The organism is Streptomyces sp. NPDC044571, from assembly GCF_040647115.1.
Classification (GTDB): Bacteria; Actinomycetota; Actinomycetes; order Streptomycetales; family Streptomycetaceae; genus Streptomyces.
Window position 1 is genome coordinate 1 of record NZ_JBEZBN010000041.1, and the last position, 20,632, is coordinate 20,632.

Sequence of the window (20,632 nt, forward strand, 5' to 3'; positions counted from 1 at the left end):
CCGTGTGTGGTGTGGAGCCTAGACACCTCCACCACACCGGAGGTCTTCGCCGTGATCAAGACCCAGCCCTGTTAACAACGCTCGTGATCAATACATCTAGGACGTGGCCCGCACGGTGGGGCGGGCCCGGCCGTACAGCCAGACCTCCCAGACCTTCTTCAGGTCGCGGCCCGTCTTCTGCTCGGCGTACGCGGTGAAATCTGCGGTGCTCGCGTTCCCGTACCGGTGGTCGGCGGCCCAGCCGCGCAGCAGGGCGAAGAACTTCTCGTCCCCCACCTCCTGGCGGATGCGCTGCAACACCATCGCCCCCCGGTAGTACACCGGGGCCTCGGAGATGTCCCCCGGGCCGGGCGGCGCGGCCGGCGGGAACGCGGCCCAGTCGGAGGCCGCCTCCGGGTCGACGTCCGTGTCGCCCGCGAGGAAGGCGTCGAAGTACTGCTGCGCGGTGGTGCCGCCGTGGTCCTCCGACCACAGCCATTCCGCGTAGGTCGCGAAACCCTCGTTGAGCCACATGTCCTTCCAGGACTTCGGCGAGACCGAGTCGCCGAACCACTGGTGCGCCAGCTCGTGCAGGACGAGCTTCTCGTCGGGGGCACCGGAGAAGACGGGTTTCGTCTGCGTCTCCAGCGCATACGTGAGGGACCCCTCCGGAAGCACGACCGCACCCGCCGTCCCGAAGGGGTACGGGCCGAAGCGACCGCTCCCCCACTCCACGGCCTCCGGCAGCCGCGCCAGCGCCGGCGCGCTCTTCGCCGCCTCGCCGGGCACCACGGCCTCGTACACGGCGACTCCGGACGGCGTCCGCCCGGTCGTCACCTTGAACTTCCCGACGGCAGCGACGGCCAGGTAACTCGCCATCGGCTGCGGGCTGTGCCAGCTGAACCGGGTCTGCCCTTCCGCGGTGTCGGTGCGCGAGGCCAACTCTCCGTTGGATACCGCCTCGTAGCCCTTGGGCACGGTCAGGGTGATGTCGTACGTCGCCTTGTCGCTGGGGTGGTGGTTCCCCGGGAACCAGGCCATCGACCCCACCGGCTCGCCGACACCGACCGCCCCGTCGTCCGTGGTGATCCAGCCCTCTTTGGAGCGGTCCGGATCGGTGATGGGCTGCGGCTTCCCGCGGTAGTCGACCTCCGTGCGGAAGACCTCGCCCTTCTTCAGGTCCTTGGCCGGACGCACCGTCAGCTCCCGTCCGCTGCGGTTGTACCGGGCGGCCGCCCCCTGCACGGTGATCTCCTCGATCCGCAGGCCGCTGAGGTCGAGGTTGAAGGAGCTGAGCCCCTGCTCGGCGCGGGCCGTGATGACGGCCGTGGCGTTCAACTCCCCGTCGTCCGGGTCGTAGTCGAGGTCCAGGTCGTAGTGCTCCACCTGGTAGCCGCCGTTGCCGGCCTTGGGGAAGTACGGGTCGCGCAGCCCCGACGCGCCCGGCCGCCCCTGCACCGTGCTGCCCGTACACCCCGTGGTCAGGGCGATCAGGGCGGCAGCGGCAGGGACGGCGAGGCGGCGGAACGCGCGGTGTTTCACGCGCTCGATCCTATGTGCGCATGCTGGTGTACTTCGGGGTGTTTCTGCGGGTTACTTCTCCAGCGCGTCGACGCCCGCCTTGGCGTACTTCTCGTCCAGGTCGCCGCTCGGGGCGCCCGCCACACCGATGCCCGCCACCGGCGCGCCCTTGGCCTGCACCGGGGTGCCGCCGCCCAGGAAGAGGGTGCCGGGGATGTCCTTCAGGTTCGGGGCCTGGGCGAGGCGGCCCGCGAGCACCGAGGTCGGGGCGTTCCAGGACACCGCGGTGTAGGCCTTGCGCTGCGCGGACTCGTAGGACTGCGGGCCCGCCCCGTCGCCGCGCAGGGTGACGATGGTGTTGCCGTTGCGGTCCACGACCGCCACGGTCACCTTCTGGTTCTCCTTCTGCGCGGCCTCCAGCGCGGCCTGGGCGGCGCGCGTGGCGGCGTCGACGGTGAGGTGCGTCGTGGTGGTGAAGTTCTTCTCGTTCGCCTCCCCGTCCTTCTTCGCGACGGCGGCGGCCGGGGCCGACTCCGGCTGCGCGGCGCTGGCGCTGGCGCTGACCGCGCCGAAGGTGCCGGCGCCGAGTGCGACGGCGAGGGCGGTACCGGTCAGAACGCGGGTGCGGGTCTTCATGTCTGCTGCTCCTGAGGGCGTCGGCGCGGGGTGGTCCGCTGGTGCTCCGTGGTGCTTGGTCGGTGCTCCGTGGTGCTTGGTCGGTGCTCCGTGGTGCTCCGTGGGTGCTTCCAGCCTGCGGCCGCGCACTGCGCCCGCCGGTCCCCGTACCGGCTCCGGACGGCTGCCGCACCGGATGACCCCGGGGTCGACCGATCGGTCGATGCGGAGCCGGGGCGGATCCGGATTGGCTGGTCAAAGGGGCACGATGGAGATGCCCGCCCGATCCGTACACCTGCCCGATCCGTACACCTGCCCCCGATCCACACCCCCCGGCCCACGCACCCCGCCCGAACCACACCCCCCGCCCGAGGAGCCCGCGTGACCCATCCACCGCCGCGGAAGGCCGACACCCGCGCGCTGGCGGCCGTCATGCACACCGCGTTCTTCCTGCTCCTCGCCGCCTCCGTGGCCCGCTTCCTGCTGCGCCACCCCGGCTCGCCCAGCACCCCCTGGATCATCGCCCTCAGCATCGCCCTGGCTCTGCTGTACGTCCTCGGGCCCGCGCTCGGAGCCGCCCCCACCCTGCGGCGGCTGCTCTGGCTCGGGCTCGTGGTGGCGGCCTGGGTGGTACTCGTCGTCCTCGCGCCGAGCTTCGCGTGGTGCGCCGTACCCCTCTTCTACACGGCGCTGCGGACCCTGCCCCCGCGTGCGGCGGTCGTCCTCGTGGCCCTGCTCACCGTCTTCGTCGTCGCCGCCCAGCTGAAACTGTCCACCGCCTTCGACCCGAACCTGCTGCTGGCCCCGCCCGCCATCGCCGCGCTCGCCACCGCCGTCTTCGTCCACATGGAGCGCCAGGCCCAGGCCCAGCGGGCCCTGATCGACGACCTGATCCGGACCCGGCGGGAGCTGGCCGCCACCGAACGGCGCGAAGGAACCCTCGCCGAACGCCAGCGGCTGTCCATGGAGATCCACGACACCCTCGCCCAGCACCTGTCCAGCCAGCAGATGCTGCTCCAGGCCGCCGACCGCACCTGGGACACCGACCCGGACACCGCCCGCGCCCACGTCCGCACCGCCACCGACATCGCCGCCCGCGGCCTCGCCGAGGCCCGACGCCTCGTCCACGACCTGGCCCCGCCCGAACTCGAAGGCGACGCCGGCCTCGCACAGGCCCTGCGCGCCCTCGACGCGGGACCCGGCGTCGACGTCCGCTTCCACCTGGAAGGCACCCCCGGCCCCCTGCCCGACCGCGTCCAATCGGCCCTGCTGCGCATCGCGCAGGGGGCGCTGGCCAACGTCCGCGAGCACTCCGGGGCCCACACCGCGGCCCTCACCCTGAGCTACCTGGGAGACCAGGTCGTCCTGGACATCGCGGACGACGGCCGGGGCTTCTCCGCACCGGGCGCCGCAGCCGCCGCGGACCGCGGGCACGGCCTGCCCGCCATACGCGCCCGCGTCCGCGCGCTGGGCGGCACCCTCACCGTCGAATCCACCGCGGGCGAGGGCACCGTCCTCTCCGCGGCCATTCCCCTGGAGCGCCACCCGTGACCACCATCCTGCTGTGCGACGACCACGCGGTGGTCCGCGCCGGCCTCCTGGCCCTCCTGGGCAGCGCCCCGGACATCGAGGTCCTCGGCGAGGCGGGCAGCGGCGAGGAGGCAGTGGCCCTCGCCGCGAAACTCCGCCCCCACGTGGTCCTCATGGACCTCCAGCTGGGCGAGGGCATCGACGGCGTCGAAGCCACCCGCCGCATCACCGCCCTGCCGACCCCGCCCGCACCGCCGCACGTCCTGGTCCTCACCACGTACGACACCGACGCCGACATCACCCGGGCCATCGGAGCCGGGGCCACGGGCTACCTGCTGAAGGCGGAACGCCCCGAGGAGCTGTTCTCGGCGATCCACTCCGCGGCCCAGGGCCGCACCACCCTCTCGCCGCCCGTGGCCAGCCGCGTCATGGCCCACATGCGCGGCTCCCGCCCCACCCTGACCCACCGCGAACTGGACATCCTCGGCCAGCTCGCCCGCGGCCTCGGCAACCGGGACATCGCCCGGGCGCTGTTCATCAGCGAAGCCACCGTCAAGACCCACCTGGGCCGCATCTACGACAAGCTCGGCGTGGACACCCGCGCCGGCGCCGTCTCGGTGGCCAAGGAACAACGCCTCCTCCCCTGACCGGCCGCCGCGCGCCGTCCCGGCCCAAGCCGCGGCGCCGGAGCGGCGAGATCCCGACGGAAACCGGGGTCCCGGGCCCGGCAGCAGCCCGAGCGCCGGGCGCGGCGGACGTCGCGCGTCGGGCGCGGCGGACCCGTGACACCATCGGGTACGTGCTCGACATCGGCTACTCCCTCTCCCGGCGCTTCCCCGACCCCCCGCAGACCGACTACCGCTCGGCGGACGTCCACTCCCTGCGCCACGACCTGTTCTGCGGCGACGTCTACCTCGCCGACACGAACGCGGACCGCGAAGTGTCCACAGCCTGGGGATGGGTGCCCGTACTCGACTTCGCCTGGGCCCTGTGCGACATCGTCGAACAACTCGACCAGGACCCGCGCGGCAGCCGCTCCTCCCACCGCCAGTACGCCGAACTCGACTTCACCGAATCCACCGACCGCATGCTCTTCGAGCGCCGCTTCGGCTGGGTCGACATCGAAGCCGACTGGATGCCGCCCGAAGAAAAGCCGCTGACCTTCAGCCACCGGCTGCTGCGCCGCGAGGCCCGCGACTTCCTGCACGACCTGATCGCCGACCTCGTCGACATGCACGAGGGCCTCGCCGACAACCCCGTCGTCTGGACCCTCCAGGCCCGCTACCCCCGCGTCCCCGCGTAACGGGCCTGCGAGCCCAGGGGCTGCCCGGCGGATCCCACCGGACGGCCCCCGGTCCCGAGGAGCGCTCAGCGCTTCAGCGCTTCAGCATGAAGGTGAAGTCGCCGGAGAGCCTGCCGCTCAGCCGGACCGCCGAAACGAGCTTCCCCTCCGCGATCAGCCGCTCGACCTCGGCCCGCGGAAGACCGCACCCTTCAGCGATCAGTCGCACCGGCCGGACCGGGATCCGCGCCGCGAAGCGGACCGAGACCTCGACCACCTCGCGGTCCAGGTGATCCGATCCGCCGGTGTCGAGGCGCCAGGCGCCCTCCCAGTCGACGGCGATGCGGTTACGGCGCCGCACGACCGGATCCCGGAGCAGCTCCGCTGCCAGACCAGGATCGTTGCCGTGCATCCGGTCCAACAGCTCAGGCCGTACGGAGCGCACGTTCACCCGCTCCAGGACCGACAGCTTCGCCGTGTCCCCGCAAGCGGTACAGAGCACGAGGAGCCAGGCGTCGAGGAGCTTGTGGTGTGCGTTGACACGGAATTTGCCGTGTGCCCGGAAGCGCTCGGACGCGCAGGCGTGGCAACGGCGGAGAACGGTCGGCAGACAGGTGGGCGTGACCACCCAGGTGTTGAGCACAGAAATACACCGGTTCCAGTGAGAAATCCGCAGCAAAAAGCAGCGCGGCGCACATGCGCGACGCGCGACACATCAGCTCTCGGGAGGTCTCACAGGGTGTACAACGGCATGTCCTTGCCTGGACGACATGATTCGCCAGCACGGTAAGGGCGCACGGCGGTGCCGCTCCACTGGTTTTCGAACACGGGCCGCCCACTCGACGTTTCGCCGGCTCTCCCCGCCCCACGACGGGCGCACCGCCCCGGCCCGAACCCGTCACATGATCAGCCGGACAGCCCCTGACCCAGCACCCGCAACCCCAGCTGCGCCGCCAGCGCCGGAGCCAGGTCGAACAGCTGCCCCGGACTGATCACCGCCCCCGCCAAGGCCTCCACCCCGCGCGCGATGTCCAACTCCGACGCCCCCCGCAGATCCACGTCGGCCAGCCGCGCCCCGGAGAAATCCACGCCGCGCAGCGCACAGCCCCGGAACTCCACCCGCTCCAGCACCGCCCCGCCGAAATCCGGCTCCACCAGCACGCACTCCTCGAAGACGACGTCCTTCAACCGGGCCGTCCGCAGATTCAAGTAGTCGATCTTGCCGCCGCGGACCACCACCCGCTCCCACACCGACCCGTGCAGCTGCACCCCGCCCAGGCGCGCCTCCAGCAGCTCCACGTCCCGCAACGAAGCCCCGGACAGGTCCGTCCCCACCCCCCGGACCCCCTCCAGCACCGAATCCAGGACCCGCGCCTTCGCCAACCCCGCCCCGTCCAGCGCACACCGCCGCAGCGCGCAGTCCATGAAACGGGCCCCGACCCCCTCCTGCCCCGCCAGATCCAGGTCCGCGAACTCCAGCCCGTCGTAGTCCCCGTCCGGCTCCAGCCCCCCGCCCTCCCAGACGGTCAGCTCCGGGAGCCGCACCTCCGGCCGCCGCGCCGCACCCACCGTCTCCCGCTGCCCCTTGCGCACCATGCCCCCATCCTCCCCTGCACGCCCCGGAGCTAGCGGGACCCGAGCCGACGCAACGGCTCGTCCGTCAACCGGTACACCGCCCACTCGTCCTGCGGCCGCGCCCCCAGAGCCTCGTAGAACGCGATCGTCGGCTCGTTCCACTTCAGCACCGACCACTCCAGCCGCTCGTACCCGCGCTCCACACAGATCCGCGCCAACTCCGCCAGCAGCGCCTTCCCATGGCCGCCCCCGCGCACGCCCGGCCGTACGTACAGGTCCTCCAGGTAGATCCCGTGCACCCCCCGCCACGTCGAGAAACTGAGGAACCACACCGAGAAGCCGACCGCCTCCCCCTCCTCCGTCTCCGCGATGTGCGCGAACGCCGCCGGCCGCTCCCCGAACAGCGCCTCCCGCAACTGCTCCTCGGTGGCCCGCGCCTCGTGCGGCACCTTCTCGTACTCCGCGAGCTCGCGGATCATGGCGTGGATGACGGGCACATCGGCCACGACAGCGCTACGGATCATCCGAGCAGCCTACGGACCCGACCACCCCGCCCGCACCAGCCGAAAGGCCGTCTCCCCCGCCCCAAAACCCGGCATCCCGCACCTGGACACCCCCGCGAAACGCGGTGTAGCAACTCCCCCATGACGACCAACGGCGGCATCTCCTTCTGGTACGCGACCGACCCCACCGCCACCGCCCGGCCACCCCGCGCCCCCCTCACCACGGACGCCACCGCGGACGTGGTCATCGTCGGCGGCGGCTACACCGGCCTGTGGACCGCCTACTACCTCAAGACGGCCGCCCCCGACCTGCGCATCACCATCCTCGAACAGAAGTTCTGCGGCTACGGGGCCTCCGGCCGCAACGGCGGCTGGCTCTACAACGGCATCGCCGGCCGCGACCGCTACGCCCGGCGCCACGGCCACCAGGCCGCGCAGCGCCTCCAGCACGCCATGAACGACACCCTCGCCGAGGTCATCGACGTCGCCGCCAAGGAGGGCATCGACGCCGACGTCCACCGCGGCGGCGTCCTCGAAGTCGCCCGCACCCCCGCCCAGCTCAGCCGCCTCAAGGCCTTCCACGAAGCCGAACTCGCCTTCGGGGAGACCGACCGCGAGCTCTACGACGCCGTCGAAACCCGCGCCCGCATCGACATCGCCGACGCGGTGGGCGCCGGCTGGACCCCCCACGGCGCCCGCATCCACCCCTGGAAACTCGCCAAGGGCCTCGCCGCCACCTGCGAACGCCTCGGCGTGGTCATCCACGAAACCACCCCGGTCACCGAAATCCGCGCGGGCCGGGCCCTGACCCCGTACGGCACGGTCCGCGCCCCGTACGTCCTGCGCTGCACCGAGGGCTTCACGGCCGCCCTCAAGGGCCAGAAGCGCGCGTGGCTCCCGATGAACTCATCGATGATCGCGACGGCCCCGCTCCCGGAGTCGACCTGGTCACAATTGGGCTGGTCGGGGCGGGAAGTGCTGGGCGACATGGCCCACGCCTACATGTACGCCCAGCGCACCGCGGACGACCGCATCGCGATCGGCGGCCGCGGCATCCCGTACCGCTTCGGCTCCCGCACCGACACCGACGGCACCACCCAGCCCGCCACGATCGCCTCGCTGACCGCCCTGCTGACCTCCTTCTTCCCGGTCCTCACCGGGGTGGAGATCACCCACGCCTGGTCCGGGGTCCTCGGCGTCCCCCGCGACTGGTGCGCCACCGTCACCCTGGACCGCACGACGGGCCTCGGCTGGGCGGGCGGCTACGTCGGCTCGGGCGTGGCCACCGCCAACCTCGCGGCCCGCACCCTGCGCGACCTGGTCCTGGAGGACCGCACCGAGCTGACCACCCTCCCCTGGGTCGACCACCGCGTCCGCCGCTGGGAGCCGGAACCCTTCCGCTGGCTCGGCGTCCACGCCCTCTACGCGGCCTACCGCGAGGCGGACCGCCGCGAAACGGCCACCCACCGCCCCACCACCACCCCCCTGGCCCACCTGGCCGACCGCATCTCGGGCCGCCACTGACCCCCGACGGGCACGCGGAAGGCCCCGGGTGATCACCCGGGGCCTTCCGTTTCTGCACGAATCCCTTGGATCAGTAAGCCTCTGACCTGGGACGGAGCCGCCTATCGGAATCGAACCGATGACCTGGAGCTTACAAGGCAACCGCTCTGCCAACTGAGCTAAGGCGGCACGAAACCGGCCCGCAAACCTACTGCTTCGCGGAGCCGCCATCACTTTACACAGCACCCGATTCCCGGGGCCATCACGTTGAAGCCGTCCTCGTAACCACTCACGCATACGTTCGTTGAACGGACTGGTGTGCCGTTCCGGAGATCAGATCGCGGGAGGGGCGATGGCGGACCGTGTCACGGGGGAGGAGGCCCGGCGCATCAAGCGCGAACGACTCGGGGTGGGCGACCGGATCAAACACCGGACCCGGAAGGCGGCACCGCTGAAGGGTCTGGTCCGGGAGCCCGGCACCCAGCAGCGGGTCTACCGCTTCCGCTTCTATCCGACTGCTGACCAGGCCGCCTAGCTCACCCAGACCTTCGGCGCCTGCCGGTGGGTCTACAACGAGGGCCTCGCCCTGCGCGTGAAGGCCTGGGAGGAGCACCGGGTGTCGCTGGGCTTCGCCGAGACCTGCCGGGCCCTGACCGGGTGGAAGCGGGTGCCGGAGACGGCCTGGCTGCGGGAGGCGTCCTCGACGGTGCTCCAGCAGTCGCTGCGGCACCTCGACGCGGCGTTCTCCGACGCCGGTTGGGGCCAGCTGCTGCGCCAGCTCCGGTACAAGTGTGCGTGGTACGGGCGGACGCTGGTGATCGTGGACCGGTTCTTCCCGTCGACCCGGCGCTGCTCGGCGTGCCATACGAAGGGCCCGAGGCTGGATGTCTCGGTCCGGGAGTGGGCCTGCGTGGAGTGCGGGGCCGCCCACGACCGGGACACGAATGCGGCGGTGAACCTCCGGGACGAGGGAATGCGGCTGTACTGGCTGGTGGCCACGGCGCTGCCGCCGGGCCGGGTGCCGCCGTCGGTGATCCGGGTGTCGGAGGTGATGGATCTCGTGCCGGCTGCGTAGCCGGGTGCAGTACGGACCGACGGGCCGTCGGCCGCAATGCCTGTGGAGCCTGTGTAAGTCCGACCGGGTGTGACCCCCAGGGTCATGCAGGGCCGGCTACGGGCGTCGAAGCAGGAAACACGCTGGCGAGGGCGAGGAGGCTTCATCAGAGCCCAGGTCAAAAGTGCCCTGCTCTGCCGAAGCCGAGGTCAAAAGACGGGTGCTCTGCCCATCACTGGCAATCCGGCGGGGCACGGGGGTGCTGACAGAAGCGGCGGTTCCGGGTAGGTTCGGGCGGAAGTCCATTCTCGTGGACCAGACCAATTCTTCCTTCCACTCGGATCGTCCGGCACGTTCCTGCCGGTAGAAGGGATTCATCACCATGGCTTCTGTCACCTTCGACAAGGCGACCCGGCTCTACCCCGGCGGCGACAAGCCCGCCGTCGACGAGCTGGAGCTGCACATCGAGGACGGGGAGTTCCTCGTCCTCGTCGGGCCCTCCGGCTGCGGCAAGTCCACCTCGCTGCGCATGCTCGCCGGCCTGGAGGACGTCAACGGCGGTGCCATCCGCATCGGTGACCGCGACGTCACGCACCTGCCGCCCAAGGACCGGGACATCGCGATGGTGTTCCAGAACTACGCGCTGTACCCGCACATGACCGTCGCCGACAACATGGGCTTCGCGCTCAAGATCGCCGGCGAGGACAAGGCGACCATCCGCAAGAAGGTCGAGGACGCGGCGAAGATGCTCGACCTCACCCAGTACCTCGACCGCAAGCCGAAGGCCCTGTCCGGCGGTCAGCGTCAGCGTGTCGCCATGGGGCGGGCCATCGTGCGCAAGCCGCAGGTGTTCCTGATGGACGAGCCGCTGTCGAACCTCGACGCGAAGCTGCGCGTGTCCACGCGTACGCAGATCGCGGCGCTCCAGCGCGACCTCGGGATCACCACCGTCTACGTCACCCACGACCAGGTCGAGGCCATGACGATGGGCGACCGGGTGGCGGTGCTGAAGGACGGTCTGCTGCAGCAGGTCGACACCCCGCGCAACATGTACGACCGGCCGGCGAACCTGTTCGTCGCCGGGTTCATCGGTTCGCCCGCGATGAACCTGGTCGAGGTGCCGATCACCGATGGCGGTGTGAAGTTCGGGGACAGTGTGGTGCCGGTGTCGCGTGAGGCGCTGTCCGCCGCCGCGGACGCGGGCGACCGTACCGTCACGGTGGGCGTGCGTCCCGAGCACTTCGACGTCGGTACCGAGGGCGGGCTGACGATCACGGTCAACGTCGTGGAGGAGCTCGGCGCCGACGGGTACGTCTACGGCCAGACCTCGAAGGCCGACGGTGGCCAGGACATCGTGGTGCGGGTCGGCGGCCGCCAGGTGCCGGAGAAGGGCTCTTCGCTGCACGTGGTGCCGCGGGCCGGCGAGATCCACGTGTTCTCCACCTCCTCCGGTGAGCGGCTGTCCGGCTGAGCCGTGTGACGGGTGACCGCGAGGGGCGTTCCCGGGTCTCCGGGGGCGCCCCTCGCGTCCCTGCACAGAGCGGGCAGAGCACCCCATTCGGGTCCGGTCGTCAACACGTGATTCGAAAAGCCACGTCGAACCATCCCTCGACCGGGTGACTAAATGTCGCCAAATCTTCACCGAGCGCTACTCTCGCCCTCGTGACCCACACTGCCCGCCGTATCGGCCGATCCCTCGCCCTGGTCCTGCCCGTCGTCCTGGTCCTGTCCGGGACTCTCGCGGTCACCATGGTCCCCTGGGCGGACAACACCCCTTCCCAGATCCTGACCGCGTCCGCCGAGGACGTCTCGGTCCCCGCGAAGCCGCGTGCCGCCCACGAGGTGCTGCGCGACAAGCTGCTCGGTGAGCTGCAGCAGGGTGAGACGCCGGGCGACGTCCTGACGCACCTCCAGCGGGAGGTGGACCGGCGGCCGTCGCTCGCCGAGCACTGCGCGGGGATCGCGCGGGCGCTGGGCCGGGCCGCCGTGGACGCCTACGGTCCGACGAAGGCGCAGTCCTTCGCACGGCCCGTCTGCGACACGTCGTACGCGTCCGGCGTCGCCTCCATGGGCTGACGGGGCCCGACGTACGCGTCGCGCGGGTCGAGCGGCCTCTACCCTGGCCGCCATGACCGACGTACCTGCCGTACCCCACCCCACCGTTTCCGCGGCCGCGTTCCCGGCCTCCCTCGTCCAGGCGCCCACTCAGGCGGTCGTACTGGCGGGGGGGCAGGGTTCGCGGCTGCGTCCGTATACGGACGACCGGCCGAAGCCGATGGTCGAGATCCCGGGGACGGGGATGCCGATCATCGGGCACCAGCTGGCGTGGCTGGCGTCCGAGGGGGTCACCGATGCGGTGGTGTCCTGCGGGCACCTCGCGGAGGTGCTGCAGGACTGGCTGGCCCGGGCCGAGCTGCCGCTGCGGGTGACGACGGTGGTGGAGGAGGAGCCGCTGGGGCGCGGCGGCGGGCTGAAGTACGCGGCACGGCAGCTGCCGTGTGCGGACCAGCCGTGGTACGCGACGAACGGGGACGTCTGGACGCGGTTCTCGCTGCGCGAGATGGCGGCCTTCCACGCGGAGCGGGGGGCGACGGCGACGCTGGCGCTGGCCCGGCCGCGGATTCCCTGGGGGGCGGTGGAGACCAACGAGTTCGGGCAGGTGCTGGACTTCATCGAGTCGCCGCCGTCGCCGTATCTGATCAATGCGGGCGTGTACGTCTTCGGCCCCGAATTCGCGGCTCTGCTGCCCGATTTGGGCGACCACGAGCGGACGACGTTCCCGCGGCTGGCGCGTGAGCGGCGGTTGGCGGGCTTCCCGCTGCCCCAGGGGGCCTACTGGCGGGCGATCGACACGGCGAAGGATCTGACCGAGGCGGCCCGCGAGTTGGCCGCCCAGAGCGGCCCCGGCGGCTTCTGAGCCCTTGTCCGGCCGCTGAGCCTCCCTACGCCGCCCGGCGAGTGAGCCGAAGGGGCGCGCCGGCGAAGGAGGGCGAACGCCCGGAGGAACCGCGAGGAACGAGCGGTTCCGAGGACGTACGGCCTCCTGGAGCCGGCATCAGCGCCCCGGAGGTGAACCGAGCCCGCAAAAAAAGGGGACCCGGCGTGCCGGGTGCACGCCGGGCCCTTTCGGGGTGGGGCCCCTCAGCCGAGGAGGCCGCCGACCAGGCCGGGCTGGCGCGGCTTGCTGCTGCCGCCTCCGCTGCCGGAGGTGCTGCCCGAGGAGGAGGACGGCGGCTTCGGGGTGGACTGCTTGGGGCTGCTGCCGGCGGTGGAGCCGGTGGTGGTGCCGCGGGTCGCGGTGGGTGACTGGGAGCCGGTTCCCGCGGTTGCGCGGGAGCTGGTACCGGCGGTGCTGCGGCCGGCCTTGGCGGTGGGGCTGCCGGCGTCGGCGGTGGGTTCCGCGGGCTTGGAGGGCTGCGGGGTGGTGGGCTGCTGCTGTTGCTGCTTGCTCGGGAGTTGCGGGAGCGGGGAGCCGGGCAGGTAGTTACTGGGGGCGCGGCCCGGGCCGGGCACGGTGACGACGGTGGTGGAGCGGACGGCGCCGCCGAGCACGGAGCCGATGAGCATGGTGAGCCCGCACACCACGGCGGCCATGACGGAGCCGCGGCGCAGGACGCGCCTGCGCAGCTGCCAGACCTCGGAGCGGGGTCCGAGGGTGCGCCAGGCCTCTCCGGCGAGGCGGCCGTCGAGTGAGTAGACGGGGGCGCCCGCGATGATCAGCGGGCTCCAGGCGGCGAGGTAGATGATGTCGGGGGCGTCGTAGGCGGGGACGGTCTTCCAGCTCACCGTCATCAGCAGGGCGGCGGACAGGAGTGCGCCGAAGCAGGCGGCGAAGCGCTGCCACAGGCCGAGGACGGTCAGCACGCCGACGATGACCTGGAGGAAGGCCACGCTCAGGCCGGCGCCGACGGGGTGCGCGAGGGCGAAGTCGCGCAGCGGTTCGGCGAGGGCCCAGGGGTGCAGGGTGCGCAGCCAGGTGACCATGGAGCCGCGTTCGCCGCCGTCGAAGTAGACGGGGTCGCACAGCTTGCCCATGCCGGCGTAGATGGAGATGAAGCCGAGGAAGACGCGCAACGGGAGCAGCACGACGCCGAGGTTCATCCGGCGGCCGGGGTAGTAGGAGGCTTGCGCGCGGGCCTCGGAGGCCGCGCGGCGGGAGTCGCCGCCGGGGCCGGTGCCGGACGGGTCGTCGTAGGGAGTGTCGAAGCCGGCCCCGCCGCCGCCCGCGTACGGCGGCGTGTACGGCAGGTCCCGTACGGCGGTCAGCCGGCGCGTCTCGTCGGGGTCGCCGTAGGTGCGCTGGCCGATGACGGTCGGCGTGGCGACGGTGTCCCCGGCGAGGTCGTGTGCGAGGTCCACCCGTGGGATGACCTGGGTGGCTCCGCCGTCGTACTCGGCGTGGCCGCGCCCGTGTTCGCGTACGGCCTGGAGGAGTCCTCCCATGGCGGCGGAGTCGTCGCCCGGGGCGGACTTGCCGCTCCAGACGACGGGGGCGCGGCGGCGGGTGGCGCCCGCGGCGGCCACGGCACCGCCGAGGACGGGCGCGCGCCCGGGTGCGCCGGGGGCGTTCGCGGGCTTGGAACGCGCGCTCGGGCTCGGTGCGAGCCGCACGCGGAAGCTGGCGTGGTTGACGATGACCTGTGCGGGGTCGCACGGCACCTTGACCATGCTCAGCGCGGGCTGGTCGTCGAACCCTGACGTTCTGGTGTCCACACTCATCTAACCGAGTGATCAGTGTTTAGGACACTGCCTTGACAGCAGGGATGTGTCCGAGGCCCGTCAAGATCAAGCCACCCCGCCCGAAACGGGCGGGGTGACACGCTCACGGGTCACGCTGCGTGAGCCGACTGGCAGAGCCTCGGGGCCCGGCCGGGCGCTTCAGCCGCGGCGGCGGGCCGCTTCGTAGAGCACGACGCCCGCGGCGACACCGGCGTTGAGGGATTCGGCGCCGCCCGGCATGGGGATGCGGACGAGGTAGTCGCAGTTCTCGCCGACGAGGCGGCCGAGGCCCTTGCCCTCGGAGCCGACGACGATGACGACGGGGCCGGCGAGCGCGTCGAGGTCGGCAACGGTGTGCTCGCCCTCGGCGGCGAGGCCGACGATGGCCAGGCCGGCCTTCTTGTACTCCTGGAGGGCGCGGGTCAGGTTGGTGACGCGGGAGACCGGGGTGCGGGCCGCGGTGCCGGCGGAGGTCTTCCAGGCGCCGGCGGTCATACCGGCGGCGCGGCGCTCGGGGATGACCACGCCGTGGCCGCCGAAGGCGGAGACGGAGCGGACGATCGCGCCGAGGTTGCGGGGGTCGGTGACGCCGTCGAGGGCGACGATGAGGGGGTCCTCGCCGTTGTCGTAGGCGGCGGCGGTGAGGTCCTCGGGGTGCGCGTACTCGTACGGCGGGACCTGGAGGACGAGGCCCTGGTGGTTGAGCCCGTTGGTCATCCGGTCGAGTTCGGGGCGCGGGGCTTCCATCAGGTTGATGTTGCCGCGCTCGCCTGCGAGCTGGAGGGCCTCGCGGACGCGCTCGTCATTGTCGATGAACTGCTGCACGTAGAGGGTGGTGGCGGGGACGCCGTCGCGCAGTGCCTCGAAGACGGGGTTGCGGCCGACGACCATCTCGCTGGTGCCCTTGGGGCCGCCGCGGCGGGGCGCGGGGCGGCGCTTGGCCGCCTGCCTGGCCATGGCGTTGGAGACGCGGAAGGCCTTGTGGCCCTTGCGGTCCTCGGCCTTGGGCGTGGGGCCCCTGCCCTCCAGGCCCTTGCGCCGCTGCCCGCCGCTGCCGACCGTGGCGCCCTTCTTGTTGGACGTGCGGCGGTTCCTGCGCTGGCTGTTCCCGGCCATGACCTCTACCTGTTTTCGTTGGTGCTGCGATACGTACGTATGAAGAGTGTGCCGCCCGGAGGCCCGGGCGGCACAACAGAGCTGGTCCGGGCGTTGCCGGCTCAGCGCGGGCCGAGCGTCCAGCGGGGGCCGGCCGGGCTGTCCTCGATGACGAGGCCGGACTGCTGGAGCTGGTCGCGGATGGCGTCGGCGGTGGCCCAGTCCTTGCGGGAGCGGGCGGACTCCCGCTGCTCCAGGACGAGGCGCACGAGCGTGTCGACGGCCCCGTGGAGGTCCTCTCCGCGGTCGCTCTCCTCCGCCCAGTGCGGGTCGAGCGGGTCCAGGCCGAGGACGGCCAGCATGGACCGTACCTCCGACAGGCGCGCGATGGCCGCGTCCTTGTCGTCGGCGGCCAGGGCGCTGTTGCCTTGGCGGACGGTGGTGTGGACGATGGCGAGCGCCTGCGGGACACCCAGGTCGTCGTCCATGGCCTCGGCGAAGGCGGGCGGGACCTCGGCCGCGGGGTCGACGGTCTTGCCGGCCTTCTCGATGACGCGCTGGTAGAAGCCCTCGATGCGCGCGAAGGCGGATTCGGCCTCGCGCAGGGCCTCCTCGCTGTATTCGATCATCGAGCGGTAGTGCGGGGTGCCGAGGTAGTAGCGCAGGACGATCGGGCGCCAGCGCTTGACCATTTCGGAGACGAGCACGGAGTTGCCGAGCGACTTCGACATCTTCTCGCCGGACATGGTCACCCAGGCGTTGTGGCACCAGTACTGCGCGAACGCGTCGCCGAAGGCCTTGGCCTGGACGATCTCGTTCTCGTGGTGCGGGAAGATCAGGTCGAGGCCGCCGCCGTGGATGTCGAAGGCGCTGCCGAGGTACTTGTGCGCCATGGCGGAGCATTCGAGGTGCCAGCCGGGGCGGCCGCGGCCCCAGGGGGTCTCCCAGTCGGGCTCGCCGGGCTTGGAGGCCTTCCACATGGCGAAGTCGCGGGGGTCGCGCTTGCCGGTGATGCCTTCCTCGGCGGGCTGGCGCAGGTCGTCGATGTCCTGGTTGGACAGCGTCAGGTAGTCCGGGTAGGAGCGGACGTCGAAGTAGACGCTGCCGTCGGCGACGTAGGCGTGGCCGCGCTCGATCAGGACGCGCATCATCTCGATCATCTCGGGCACGTGGCCCGTGGCGCGCGGCTCGTAGGTGGGCCGCAGGCAGCCCAGCGCGTCGTAACCGGTGTTGAACGCGAGCTCGTTCTCGTAGCCGATGGACCACCAGGGGCGGCCCTGCTCCGCGGACTTGGCGATGATCTTGTCGTCGATGTCCGTGACGTTGCGGATGAAGGTGACGTCGTAGCCGCGGTAGGTGAACCAGCGGCGCATGACGTCGAAGTTGAGGTACGACCTGATGTGCCCGATGTGCGGGGCCGCCTGCACGGTGGCACCACACAGGTAGATCGAGACGCAGCCCGGGACGAGCGGGATGAAGTCGCGGATCTGCCGGGCGCTGGTGTCGTACAGGCGAATAGTCACGGCATCCAGGGTAGTGCGCCTGCGGCAGTGCCCCGCGACCCTTTCGGGGCGCGGGGGGCGCTTTGCTGCCGAAGAGGTGACGTCGGCGACGCCGGGGTTGTGGCCGTACGTCGTACTCAGGTGCGGTTCGTCCGGTAGACGAGGGCGGTGGCGATGGCGGCGAGCCCTTCGGCGCGGCCGGTGAGGCCGAGGCCGTCGGTGGTGGTGCCGGAGACCGCCACGGGGGCGCCCGCGGCGGCGGCGAGCGCCTTCTGCGCTTCTTCGCGCCGTTTGCCGATCTTCGGGCGTACGCCGATCACCTGGATGGCGATGTTGCCGATCTCGAAGCCCTCGGCGCGGACGATACGGGCGGCCTCCGCCAGGAGGGTGACACCGGCGGCGCCGGACCACTCGGGGCGGGAGGTGCCGAAGTGGGCGCCGAGGTCGCCGACGCCGGCGGCGGAGAACAGGGCGTCGCAGGCGGCGTGCGCGGCGACGTCGCCGTCGGAGTGGCCGGCGAGGCCGTCCTCGCCCTCCCACAGCAGCCCGGCGCACCACAGTTCACGGCCCGCCTCGAAGGCGTGCACGTCGGTGCCGATGCCGACCTGCGGGAGCAGCGGGGCGGGGGCGGCGGCGCGCGCGGCCCCGGCCGGAGCCTCGTTCCGGCCGCCGTGGCCGCCGGGGCCGCCGTGGCCGGAGAACTCCTCGGAACCTGCGGAGCTAGTAGGCATCGGTGGCCCTCCTGCGGGCGAGTACGGCCTCTGCGAGGACCAGGTCGAGCGGGCGGGTGACCTTGAAGGCCTCTTCGTGGCCGGGGACCGCCATCACGGTGACGCCGAGCCGTTCCACCATTCCGGCGTCGTCGGTGGCGCCCTCGCCGTCGGCTGCGCCCACCGCGAGCTCCTCGTGTGCGCGGACGAGCGTGGCGAGGTCGAAGCCCTGCGGGGTCTGGACGGCGCGCAGCCGGGCCCGCTCGGGCGTGGCGACGACGGGCTCGGGCTCGCCGGGCTTGCCGGGCTCGACCTCCTTGACGGTGTCGGCCAGCGGGAGGGCGGGCACCACCGCGGGCGAGCCCGCGCGGACGGCCTCGATCACGGAGTCGACGGTGTCGACGGGGACGAGCGGGCGGGCCGCGTCGTGGATGAGGACGGAGGTGATGTCCGCCGGGAGCGCGGCGAGGCCGGCGCGTACGGACTCCTGGCGGGTCGCCCCGCCGGGCACGACCAGGATCTCGGTGCGGTCGGGCAGCGCGTGCTCGTCCAGCAGGCGGCGCACCTCGGCGGCTCCGTCGGAGGGGGCGACGACGACCACGGCGGAGACGGCCCGGGAGCGGGCCATCGCGCGGACGGCGTGGATGAGCATGGGGGTGCCGCCGAGGGCCCGCAGGGCCTTGGGCGCACCGGGGCCGAGGCGTACCCCGCGGCCGGCGGCCGGGATCACCGCGGCGGTGCGGTGGGGGCGCGTTTCGTCAGACATCAGTAGCTCCGAGCCAGGTTTGTGACTTCGGCCGACATGGGTATGGCCTGAGGGGTGCCGGGTGCGACGCCCTCGCCCCTTCCGTGACGACCGGTCGAGCCGGCTGCCCGGACCCGGCACGCCCGTGAGGAAATCGGTGTGGGTACAGACATGCCGCAGCGCCCGGCAACAGCCCCCTCCCGGGAGAGAGGGCGTGTCATCGGGCACCGCGGCACAACTGTGTGACGAGGTGTCCTCGCGTCAGGACGCGAGAACCTCGTCGAGGAGGGCCTCTGCCTTGTCCTCGTTGGTGTTCTCAGCGAGCGCGAGCTCGCTCACCAGGATCTGGCGCGCCTTTGCGAGCATGCGCTTCTCACCCGCGGACAGCCCGCGCTCACGCTCGCGACGCCACAGGTCACGCACCACTTCGGCGACCTTGATGACATCGCCAGAAGCGAGCTTCTCCAGATTTGCCTTGTAGCGCCGGGACCAGTTCGTCGGCTCTTCGGCATACGGCGCGCGAAGCACCTCGAAGACCCGGTCCAGCCCGTCCTGGCCGACTACGTCGCGAACGCCGACGAACTCCGCATTGTCCGCAGGCACACGAACCGTCAGGTCGCCCTGGGCGACCTTGAGCACCAAGTAGGTCTTGTCCACGCCTTTGATCTGGCGAGTTTCGATGGCCTCGATCAGCGCGGCCCCGTGATGGGGATAGACCACGGTGTCGCCAACCTTGAACGTCATGTGACAGGTACCCCTTCCGTGGCTATCCAGGGTAACACGAGAACTGACTGTTATGAATGGCGTTTTCGCAGGTCAGGGCACATCTCGGGGCTTGACAACAGCGACTCGAACGTGCTGCGAAGGGCTTCCGGAAGGGGGTATTCGCAGGTCGGAGGCGCTGTGCGGACCGGGCGAAACGGCCACGTTACACCTGACCGGCAGGCCCGTCAGTGTGACGTACGTCCCGTTTTGCCGGTTTCTATGCAGGGAAGCCGAACTACTCCGTTCGACTGGCGACCACCCGTACGGAGCGGTTCCGGCCCAATCCCGAATTGATCACGGAGCGCCGTTCGACGGAATCCCGGAATTGATCACCAGGCCGCGGAGCGGCTTACCCCGGGGCGATACCCCGCGGTATATGGGGGCGGCACATGAACGGCGGCCGGAATGCAAGATCGCGGGGGCCGGTGCAGGGCGGCCCCCGCGCTGCGGAGGGTCGGGTGCGGGGGCGGGGCGGCGGCTCGGTAACCTAAGCGCGCTGACACACCCTTAGAGCGGCTTTACCTCAGCCGCCCCGGGGGACGCCCACCCTTCCGTTCCGTACGTCCAAGGAGTTGCCGCCGCCGTGAGCCGCAGCCTTCGACGCGGCGCCCTCGCCGCCACCGCCATCGTGTTCTCGATCGCCTCGCTGGCCGCCTGCGCTGCCGGCGAGCACGCGGAGACGCTCCAGATCAAGCCGGACAACGCCGCCGTCACCAAGGGCGACATCAAGGTCCAGAACGCGCTGGTGATCACCCAGGGCGGCAAGGACAAGAAGGGCGGCCCCGCCGCCGTCTCCGCGACGGTCTTCAACATGGGCACCGCGCCGGAGACCATCGACGCCATCACCCTTCCGGGCAGCAAGGGCAAGGTCGTCCTGAAGGCCGCCGAGGGCGCCGCCGCCGGCAAGGTCATCGTGCCGCCCGGCGGTTCCGTGGTCCTGGGCGGCAAGGGCAACGCCTCCGCCGTGATCGAGGGCGGCGAGTCCGTCAAGGACGGCAACGCGCAGAAGGTCGTCTTCCAGCTCAGCCGGGCGGGCGACGTGGCGCTGGACGCGCTCGTCGTCCCGGCCACCGGCATGTACGCGGGCTTCGGTCCGACCGAGGCGCCCGCCACCGGGGCCGCCGGCGCCGGCCCCTCGGGCAGCCCGACGGCCACTCCGTCCGGTGCCGCGTCCGGCTCCCCGGCCGCCGGCGTCCCGGCCGCCACCCCGTCGGGTGCGGCCTCCGGCAGCCCGGCCGCCACGCCGTCCGGCTCGGCGTCGCACGCCGCCGGTCACTGACCGCCGCGCCGTCCGCGTACCACGGGTAGGGCCCCCACCGCTGCTGCGGTGGGGGCCCTACCCGTATACGACGAGGCTTACGGCTCGAACTTGTAGCCCAGGCCGCGGACCGTGACCAGACAGCGCGGCGCGCCCGGGTCCGGCTCGAACCCCTCCCCCGTGCGCCCCTCGCACCGCTCGGCCCAGGAGGGCCTCACGGGCTTCGAGACGCTGCGCCGGCCTCCGACCGGCCACCACCCGCGCCCCCGCCGGAGG

At 71.8% G+C, this 20,632-nt stretch carries 21 protein-coding genes, 1 tRNA gene and 1 pseudogene; 11 read left to right on the forward strand and 12 right to left on the reverse strand.

Annotation, left to right across the window (positions count from 1 at the left end; all coding sequences use genetic code 11):
- Window positions 1-96: 96 nt before the first annotated feature.
- Both AB0B01_RS21580 and AB0B01_RS21585 read right to left on the reverse strand, forming a co-directional pair.
- Window positions 97-1,521, reverse strand: a complete 1,425-nt coding sequence (locus AB0B01_RS21580; protein ID WP_361721357.1) for a M1 family metallopeptidase — start codon at window positions 1,519-1,521, stop codon at window positions 97-99.
- 51 nt (window positions 1,522-1,572) lie between these two features.
- Window positions 1,573-2,136 (reverse strand): heme-binding protein, encoded by a 564-nt coding sequence (locus AB0B01_RS21585; RefSeq protein ID WP_361721360.1) that lies wholly within the window; start codon window positions 2,134-2,136, stop codon window positions 1,573-1,575.
- Window positions 2,137-2,547: 411 nt separating this feature from the next.
- Here AB0B01_RS21585 and AB0B01_RS21590 point away from each other — a divergent pair, with 411 nt between their 5' ends.
- From AB0B01_RS21590 to AB0B01_RS21600, 3 genes are all read left to right on the forward strand, one after another.
- Entirely contained in the window at window positions 2,548-3,666 is a 1,119-nt protein-coding gene (locus AB0B01_RS21590; protein WP_361721521.1) for a sensor histidine kinase, read from the forward strand.
- A complete protein-coding gene (locus tag AB0B01_RS21595; protein WP_361721362.1) occupies window positions 3,663-4,292 on the forward strand; it encodes a response regulator transcription factor in 630 nt (209 codons plus the stop codon). The genes AB0B01_RS21590 and AB0B01_RS21595 overlap by 4 nt, the downstream gene beginning before the upstream one ends.
- Window positions 4,293-4,444: 152 nt before the next feature.
- Window positions 4,445-4,948, forward strand: a complete 504-nt coding sequence (locus tag AB0B01_RS21600) for a hypothetical protein (protein WP_361721365.1) — start codon at window positions 4,445-4,447, stop codon at window positions 4,946-4,948.
- 73 nt (window positions 4,949-5,021) lie between these two features.
- Here AB0B01_RS21600 and AB0B01_RS21605 read toward each other — a convergent pair whose 3' ends face one another.
- The 3 genes from AB0B01_RS21605 to AB0B01_RS21615 all read right to left on the reverse strand — a co-directional run bounded on the left by AB0B01_RS21605 (window position 5,022) and on the right by AB0B01_RS21615 (window position 7,026).
- Window positions 5,022-5,570, reverse strand: coding sequence for a DUF1062 domain-containing protein (locus AB0B01_RS21605; protein WP_361721368.1), 549 nt, complete (start codon window positions 5,568-5,570; stop codon window positions 5,022-5,024).
- A gap of 263 nt (window positions 5,571-5,833) precedes the next feature.
- A complete protein-coding gene (locus tag AB0B01_RS21610; protein WP_361721371.1) occupies window positions 5,834-6,523 on the reverse strand; it encodes a pentapeptide repeat-containing protein in 690 nt (229 codons plus the stop codon).
- Between the two features lie 29 nt (window positions 6,524-6,552).
- Window positions 6,553-7,026 carry a GNAT family N-acetyltransferase gene (locus tag AB0B01_RS21615; protein ID WP_361721373.1) on the reverse strand — a complete coding sequence of 158 codons (474 nt, stop codon included), beginning with the start codon at window positions 7,024-7,026 and terminating at the stop codon, window positions 6,553-6,555.
- A 120-nt stretch (window positions 7,027-7,146) separates the two neighbouring features.
- Between AB0B01_RS21615 and AB0B01_RS21620 the strand changes: the two genes are divergently transcribed.
- The gene (locus AB0B01_RS21620; RefSeq protein WP_361721376.1) at window positions 7,147-8,529 is read left to right on the forward strand and encodes an FAD-binding oxidoreductase; all 1,383 of its coding nucleotides are present in this window, start codon (window positions 7,147-7,149) and stop codon (window positions 8,527-8,529) included.
- A gap of 95 nt (window positions 8,530-8,624) precedes the next feature.
- Here AB0B01_RS21620 and AB0B01_RS21625 read toward each other — a convergent pair.
- Window positions 8,625-8,697: transfer RNA gene (locus AB0B01_RS21625), tRNA-Thr, on the reverse strand.
- Window positions 8,698-8,860: 163 nt separating this feature from the next.
- Here AB0B01_RS21625 and AB0B01_RS21630 point away from each other — a divergent pair.
- From AB0B01_RS21630 to AB0B01_RS21655, 6 genes and pseudogenes are all read left to right on the forward strand, one after another.
- Entirely contained in the window at window positions 8,861-9,043 is a 183-nt protein-coding gene (locus tag AB0B01_RS21630; RefSeq protein ID WP_361721378.1) for a hypothetical protein, read from the forward strand.
- A gap of 12 nt (window positions 9,044-9,055) precedes the next feature.
- Window positions 9,056-9,109 (forward strand): annotated as a pseudogene (locus AB0B01_RS21635) (helix-turn-helix domain-containing protein); the annotation flags it as partial.
- Between the two features lie 66 nt (window positions 9,110-9,175).
- Complete coding sequence (locus AB0B01_RS21640) at window positions 9,176-9,583, forward strand: zinc ribbon domain-containing protein (protein WP_361721524.1); 408 nt, start codon at window positions 9,176-9,178, stop codon at window positions 9,581-9,583.
- Between the two features lie 361 nt (window positions 9,584-9,944).
- Complete coding sequence (gene ugpC, locus AB0B01_RS21645) at window positions 9,945-11,033, forward strand: sn-glycerol-3-phosphate ABC transporter ATP-binding protein UgpC (protein WP_361721381.1); 1,089 nt, start codon at window positions 9,945-9,947, stop codon at window positions 11,031-11,033.
- 191 nt (window positions 11,034-11,224) lie between these two features.
- Complete coding sequence (locus tag AB0B01_RS21650; protein WP_361721384.1) at window positions 11,225-11,638, forward strand: hypothetical protein; 414 nt, start codon at window positions 11,225-11,227, stop codon at window positions 11,636-11,638.
- Window positions 11,639-11,690: 52 nt separating this feature from the next.
- Window positions 11,691-12,479, forward strand: coding sequence for a nucleotidyltransferase family protein (locus AB0B01_RS21655; RefSeq protein WP_361721387.1), 789 nt, complete (start codon window positions 11,691-11,693; stop codon window positions 12,477-12,479).
- A 224-nt stretch (window positions 12,480-12,703) separates the two neighbouring features.
- On the opposite strand, the gene AB0B01_RS21660 is transcribed toward AB0B01_RS21655, so the two are convergent.
- The 6 genes from AB0B01_RS21660 to AB0B01_RS21685 all read right to left on the reverse strand — a co-directional run bounded on the left by AB0B01_RS21660 (window position 12,704) and on the right by AB0B01_RS21685 (window position 19,077).
- Window positions 12,704-14,281, reverse strand: coding sequence for a DoxX family protein (locus AB0B01_RS21660; RefSeq protein WP_361721390.1), 1,578 nt, complete (start codon window positions 14,279-14,281; stop codon window positions 12,704-12,706).
- Between the two features lie 159 nt (window positions 14,282-14,440).
- Window positions 14,441-15,397, reverse strand: coding sequence for a 23S rRNA (guanosine(2251)-2'-O)-methyltransferase RlmB (gene rlmB / locus AB0B01_RS21665; RefSeq protein WP_361721393.1), 957 nt, complete (start codon window positions 15,395-15,397; stop codon window positions 14,441-14,443).
- A 101-nt stretch (window positions 15,398-15,498) separates the two neighbouring features.
- Window positions 15,499-16,899: a cysteine--tRNA ligase gene (cysS, locus tag AB0B01_RS21670; RefSeq protein ID WP_361721396.1), complete on the reverse strand. Its 1,401-nt coding sequence runs from the start codon at window positions 16,897-16,899 to the stop codon at window positions 15,499-15,501.
- A gap of 116 nt (window positions 16,900-17,015) precedes the next feature.
- Window positions 17,016-17,609: a 2-C-methyl-D-erythritol 2,4-cyclodiphosphate synthase gene (gene ispF / locus AB0B01_RS21675; protein ID WP_361721399.1), complete on the reverse strand. Its 594-nt coding sequence runs from the start codon at window positions 17,607-17,609 to the stop codon at window positions 17,016-17,018.
- The gene (ispD, locus tag AB0B01_RS21680; protein ID WP_361721402.1) at window positions 17,599-18,354 is read right to left on the reverse strand and encodes a 2-C-methyl-D-erythritol 4-phosphate cytidylyltransferase; all 756 of its coding nucleotides are present in this window, start codon (window positions 18,352-18,354) and stop codon (window positions 17,599-17,601) included. Before ispD ends, ispF begins: the two co-directional genes overlap by 11 nt.
- A 240-nt stretch (window positions 18,355-18,594) precedes the next feature.
- Window positions 18,595-19,077, reverse strand: coding sequence for a CarD family transcriptional regulator (locus AB0B01_RS21685; RefSeq protein ID WP_003953493.1), 483 nt, complete (start codon window positions 19,075-19,077; stop codon window positions 18,595-18,597).
- 604 nt (window positions 19,078-19,681) lie between these two features.
- Here AB0B01_RS21685 and AB0B01_RS21690 point away from each other — a divergent pair.
- A complete protein-coding gene (locus AB0B01_RS21690) occupies window positions 19,682-20,377 on the forward strand; it encodes a DUF461 domain-containing protein (RefSeq protein WP_361721405.1) in 696 nt (231 codons plus the stop codon).
- The last annotated feature ends 255 nt before the right edge of the window (window positions 20,378-20,632 follow it).

Coding starts and splice junctions, on each gene's coding strand:
- ispF (WP_361721399.1), bottom strand. CDS start 17,609: ATGCCTACTAGCTCCGCAGGTTCCGAGGAGTTCTCCGGCCACGGCGGC.
- AB0B01_RS21615 (WP_361721373.1), bottom strand. CDS start 7,026: ATGATCCGTAGCGCTGTCGTGGCCGATGTGCCCGTCATCCACGCCATG.
- ugpC (WP_361721381.1), top strand. CDS start 9,945: ATGGCTTCTGTCACCTTCGACAAGGCGACCCGGCTCTACCCCGGCGGC.
- rlmB (WP_361721393.1), bottom strand. CDS start 15,397: ATGGCCGGGAACAGCCAGCGCAGGAACCGCCGCACGTCCAACAAGAAG.
- AB0B01_RS21585 (WP_361721360.1), bottom strand. CDS start 2,136: ATGAAGACCCGCACCCGCGTTCTGACCGGTACCGCCCTCGCCGTCGCA.
- ispD (WP_361721402.1), bottom strand. CDS start 18,354: ATGTCTGACGAAACGCGCCCCCACCGCACCGCCGCGGTGATCCCGGCC.
- AB0B01_RS21610 (WP_361721371.1), bottom strand. CDS start 6,523: ATGGTGCGCAAGGGGCAGCGGGAGACGGTGGGTGCGGCGCGGCGGCCG.
- AB0B01_RS21655 (WP_361721387.1), top strand. CDS start 11,691: ATGACCGACGTACCTGCCGTACCCCACCCCACCGTTTCCGCGGCCGCG.
- AB0B01_RS21685 (WP_003953493.1), bottom strand. CDS start 19,077: ATGACGTTCAAGGTTGGCGACACCGTGGTCTATCCCCATCACGGGGCC.
- AB0B01_RS21620 (WP_361721376.1), top strand. CDS start 7,147: ATGACGACCAACGGCGGCATCTCCTTCTGGTACGCGACCGACCCCACC.
- AB0B01_RS21660 (WP_361721390.1), bottom strand. CDS start 14,281: ATGAGTGTGGACACCAGAACGTCAGGGTTCGACGACCAGCCCGCGCTG.
- AB0B01_RS21630 (WP_361721378.1), top strand. CDS start 8,861: ATGGCGGACCGTGTCACGGGGGAGGAGGCCCGGCGCATCAAGCGCGAA.
- AB0B01_RS21590 (WP_361721521.1), top strand. CDS start 2,548: ATGCACACCGCGTTCTTCCTGCTCCTCGCCGCCTCCGTGGCCCGCTTC.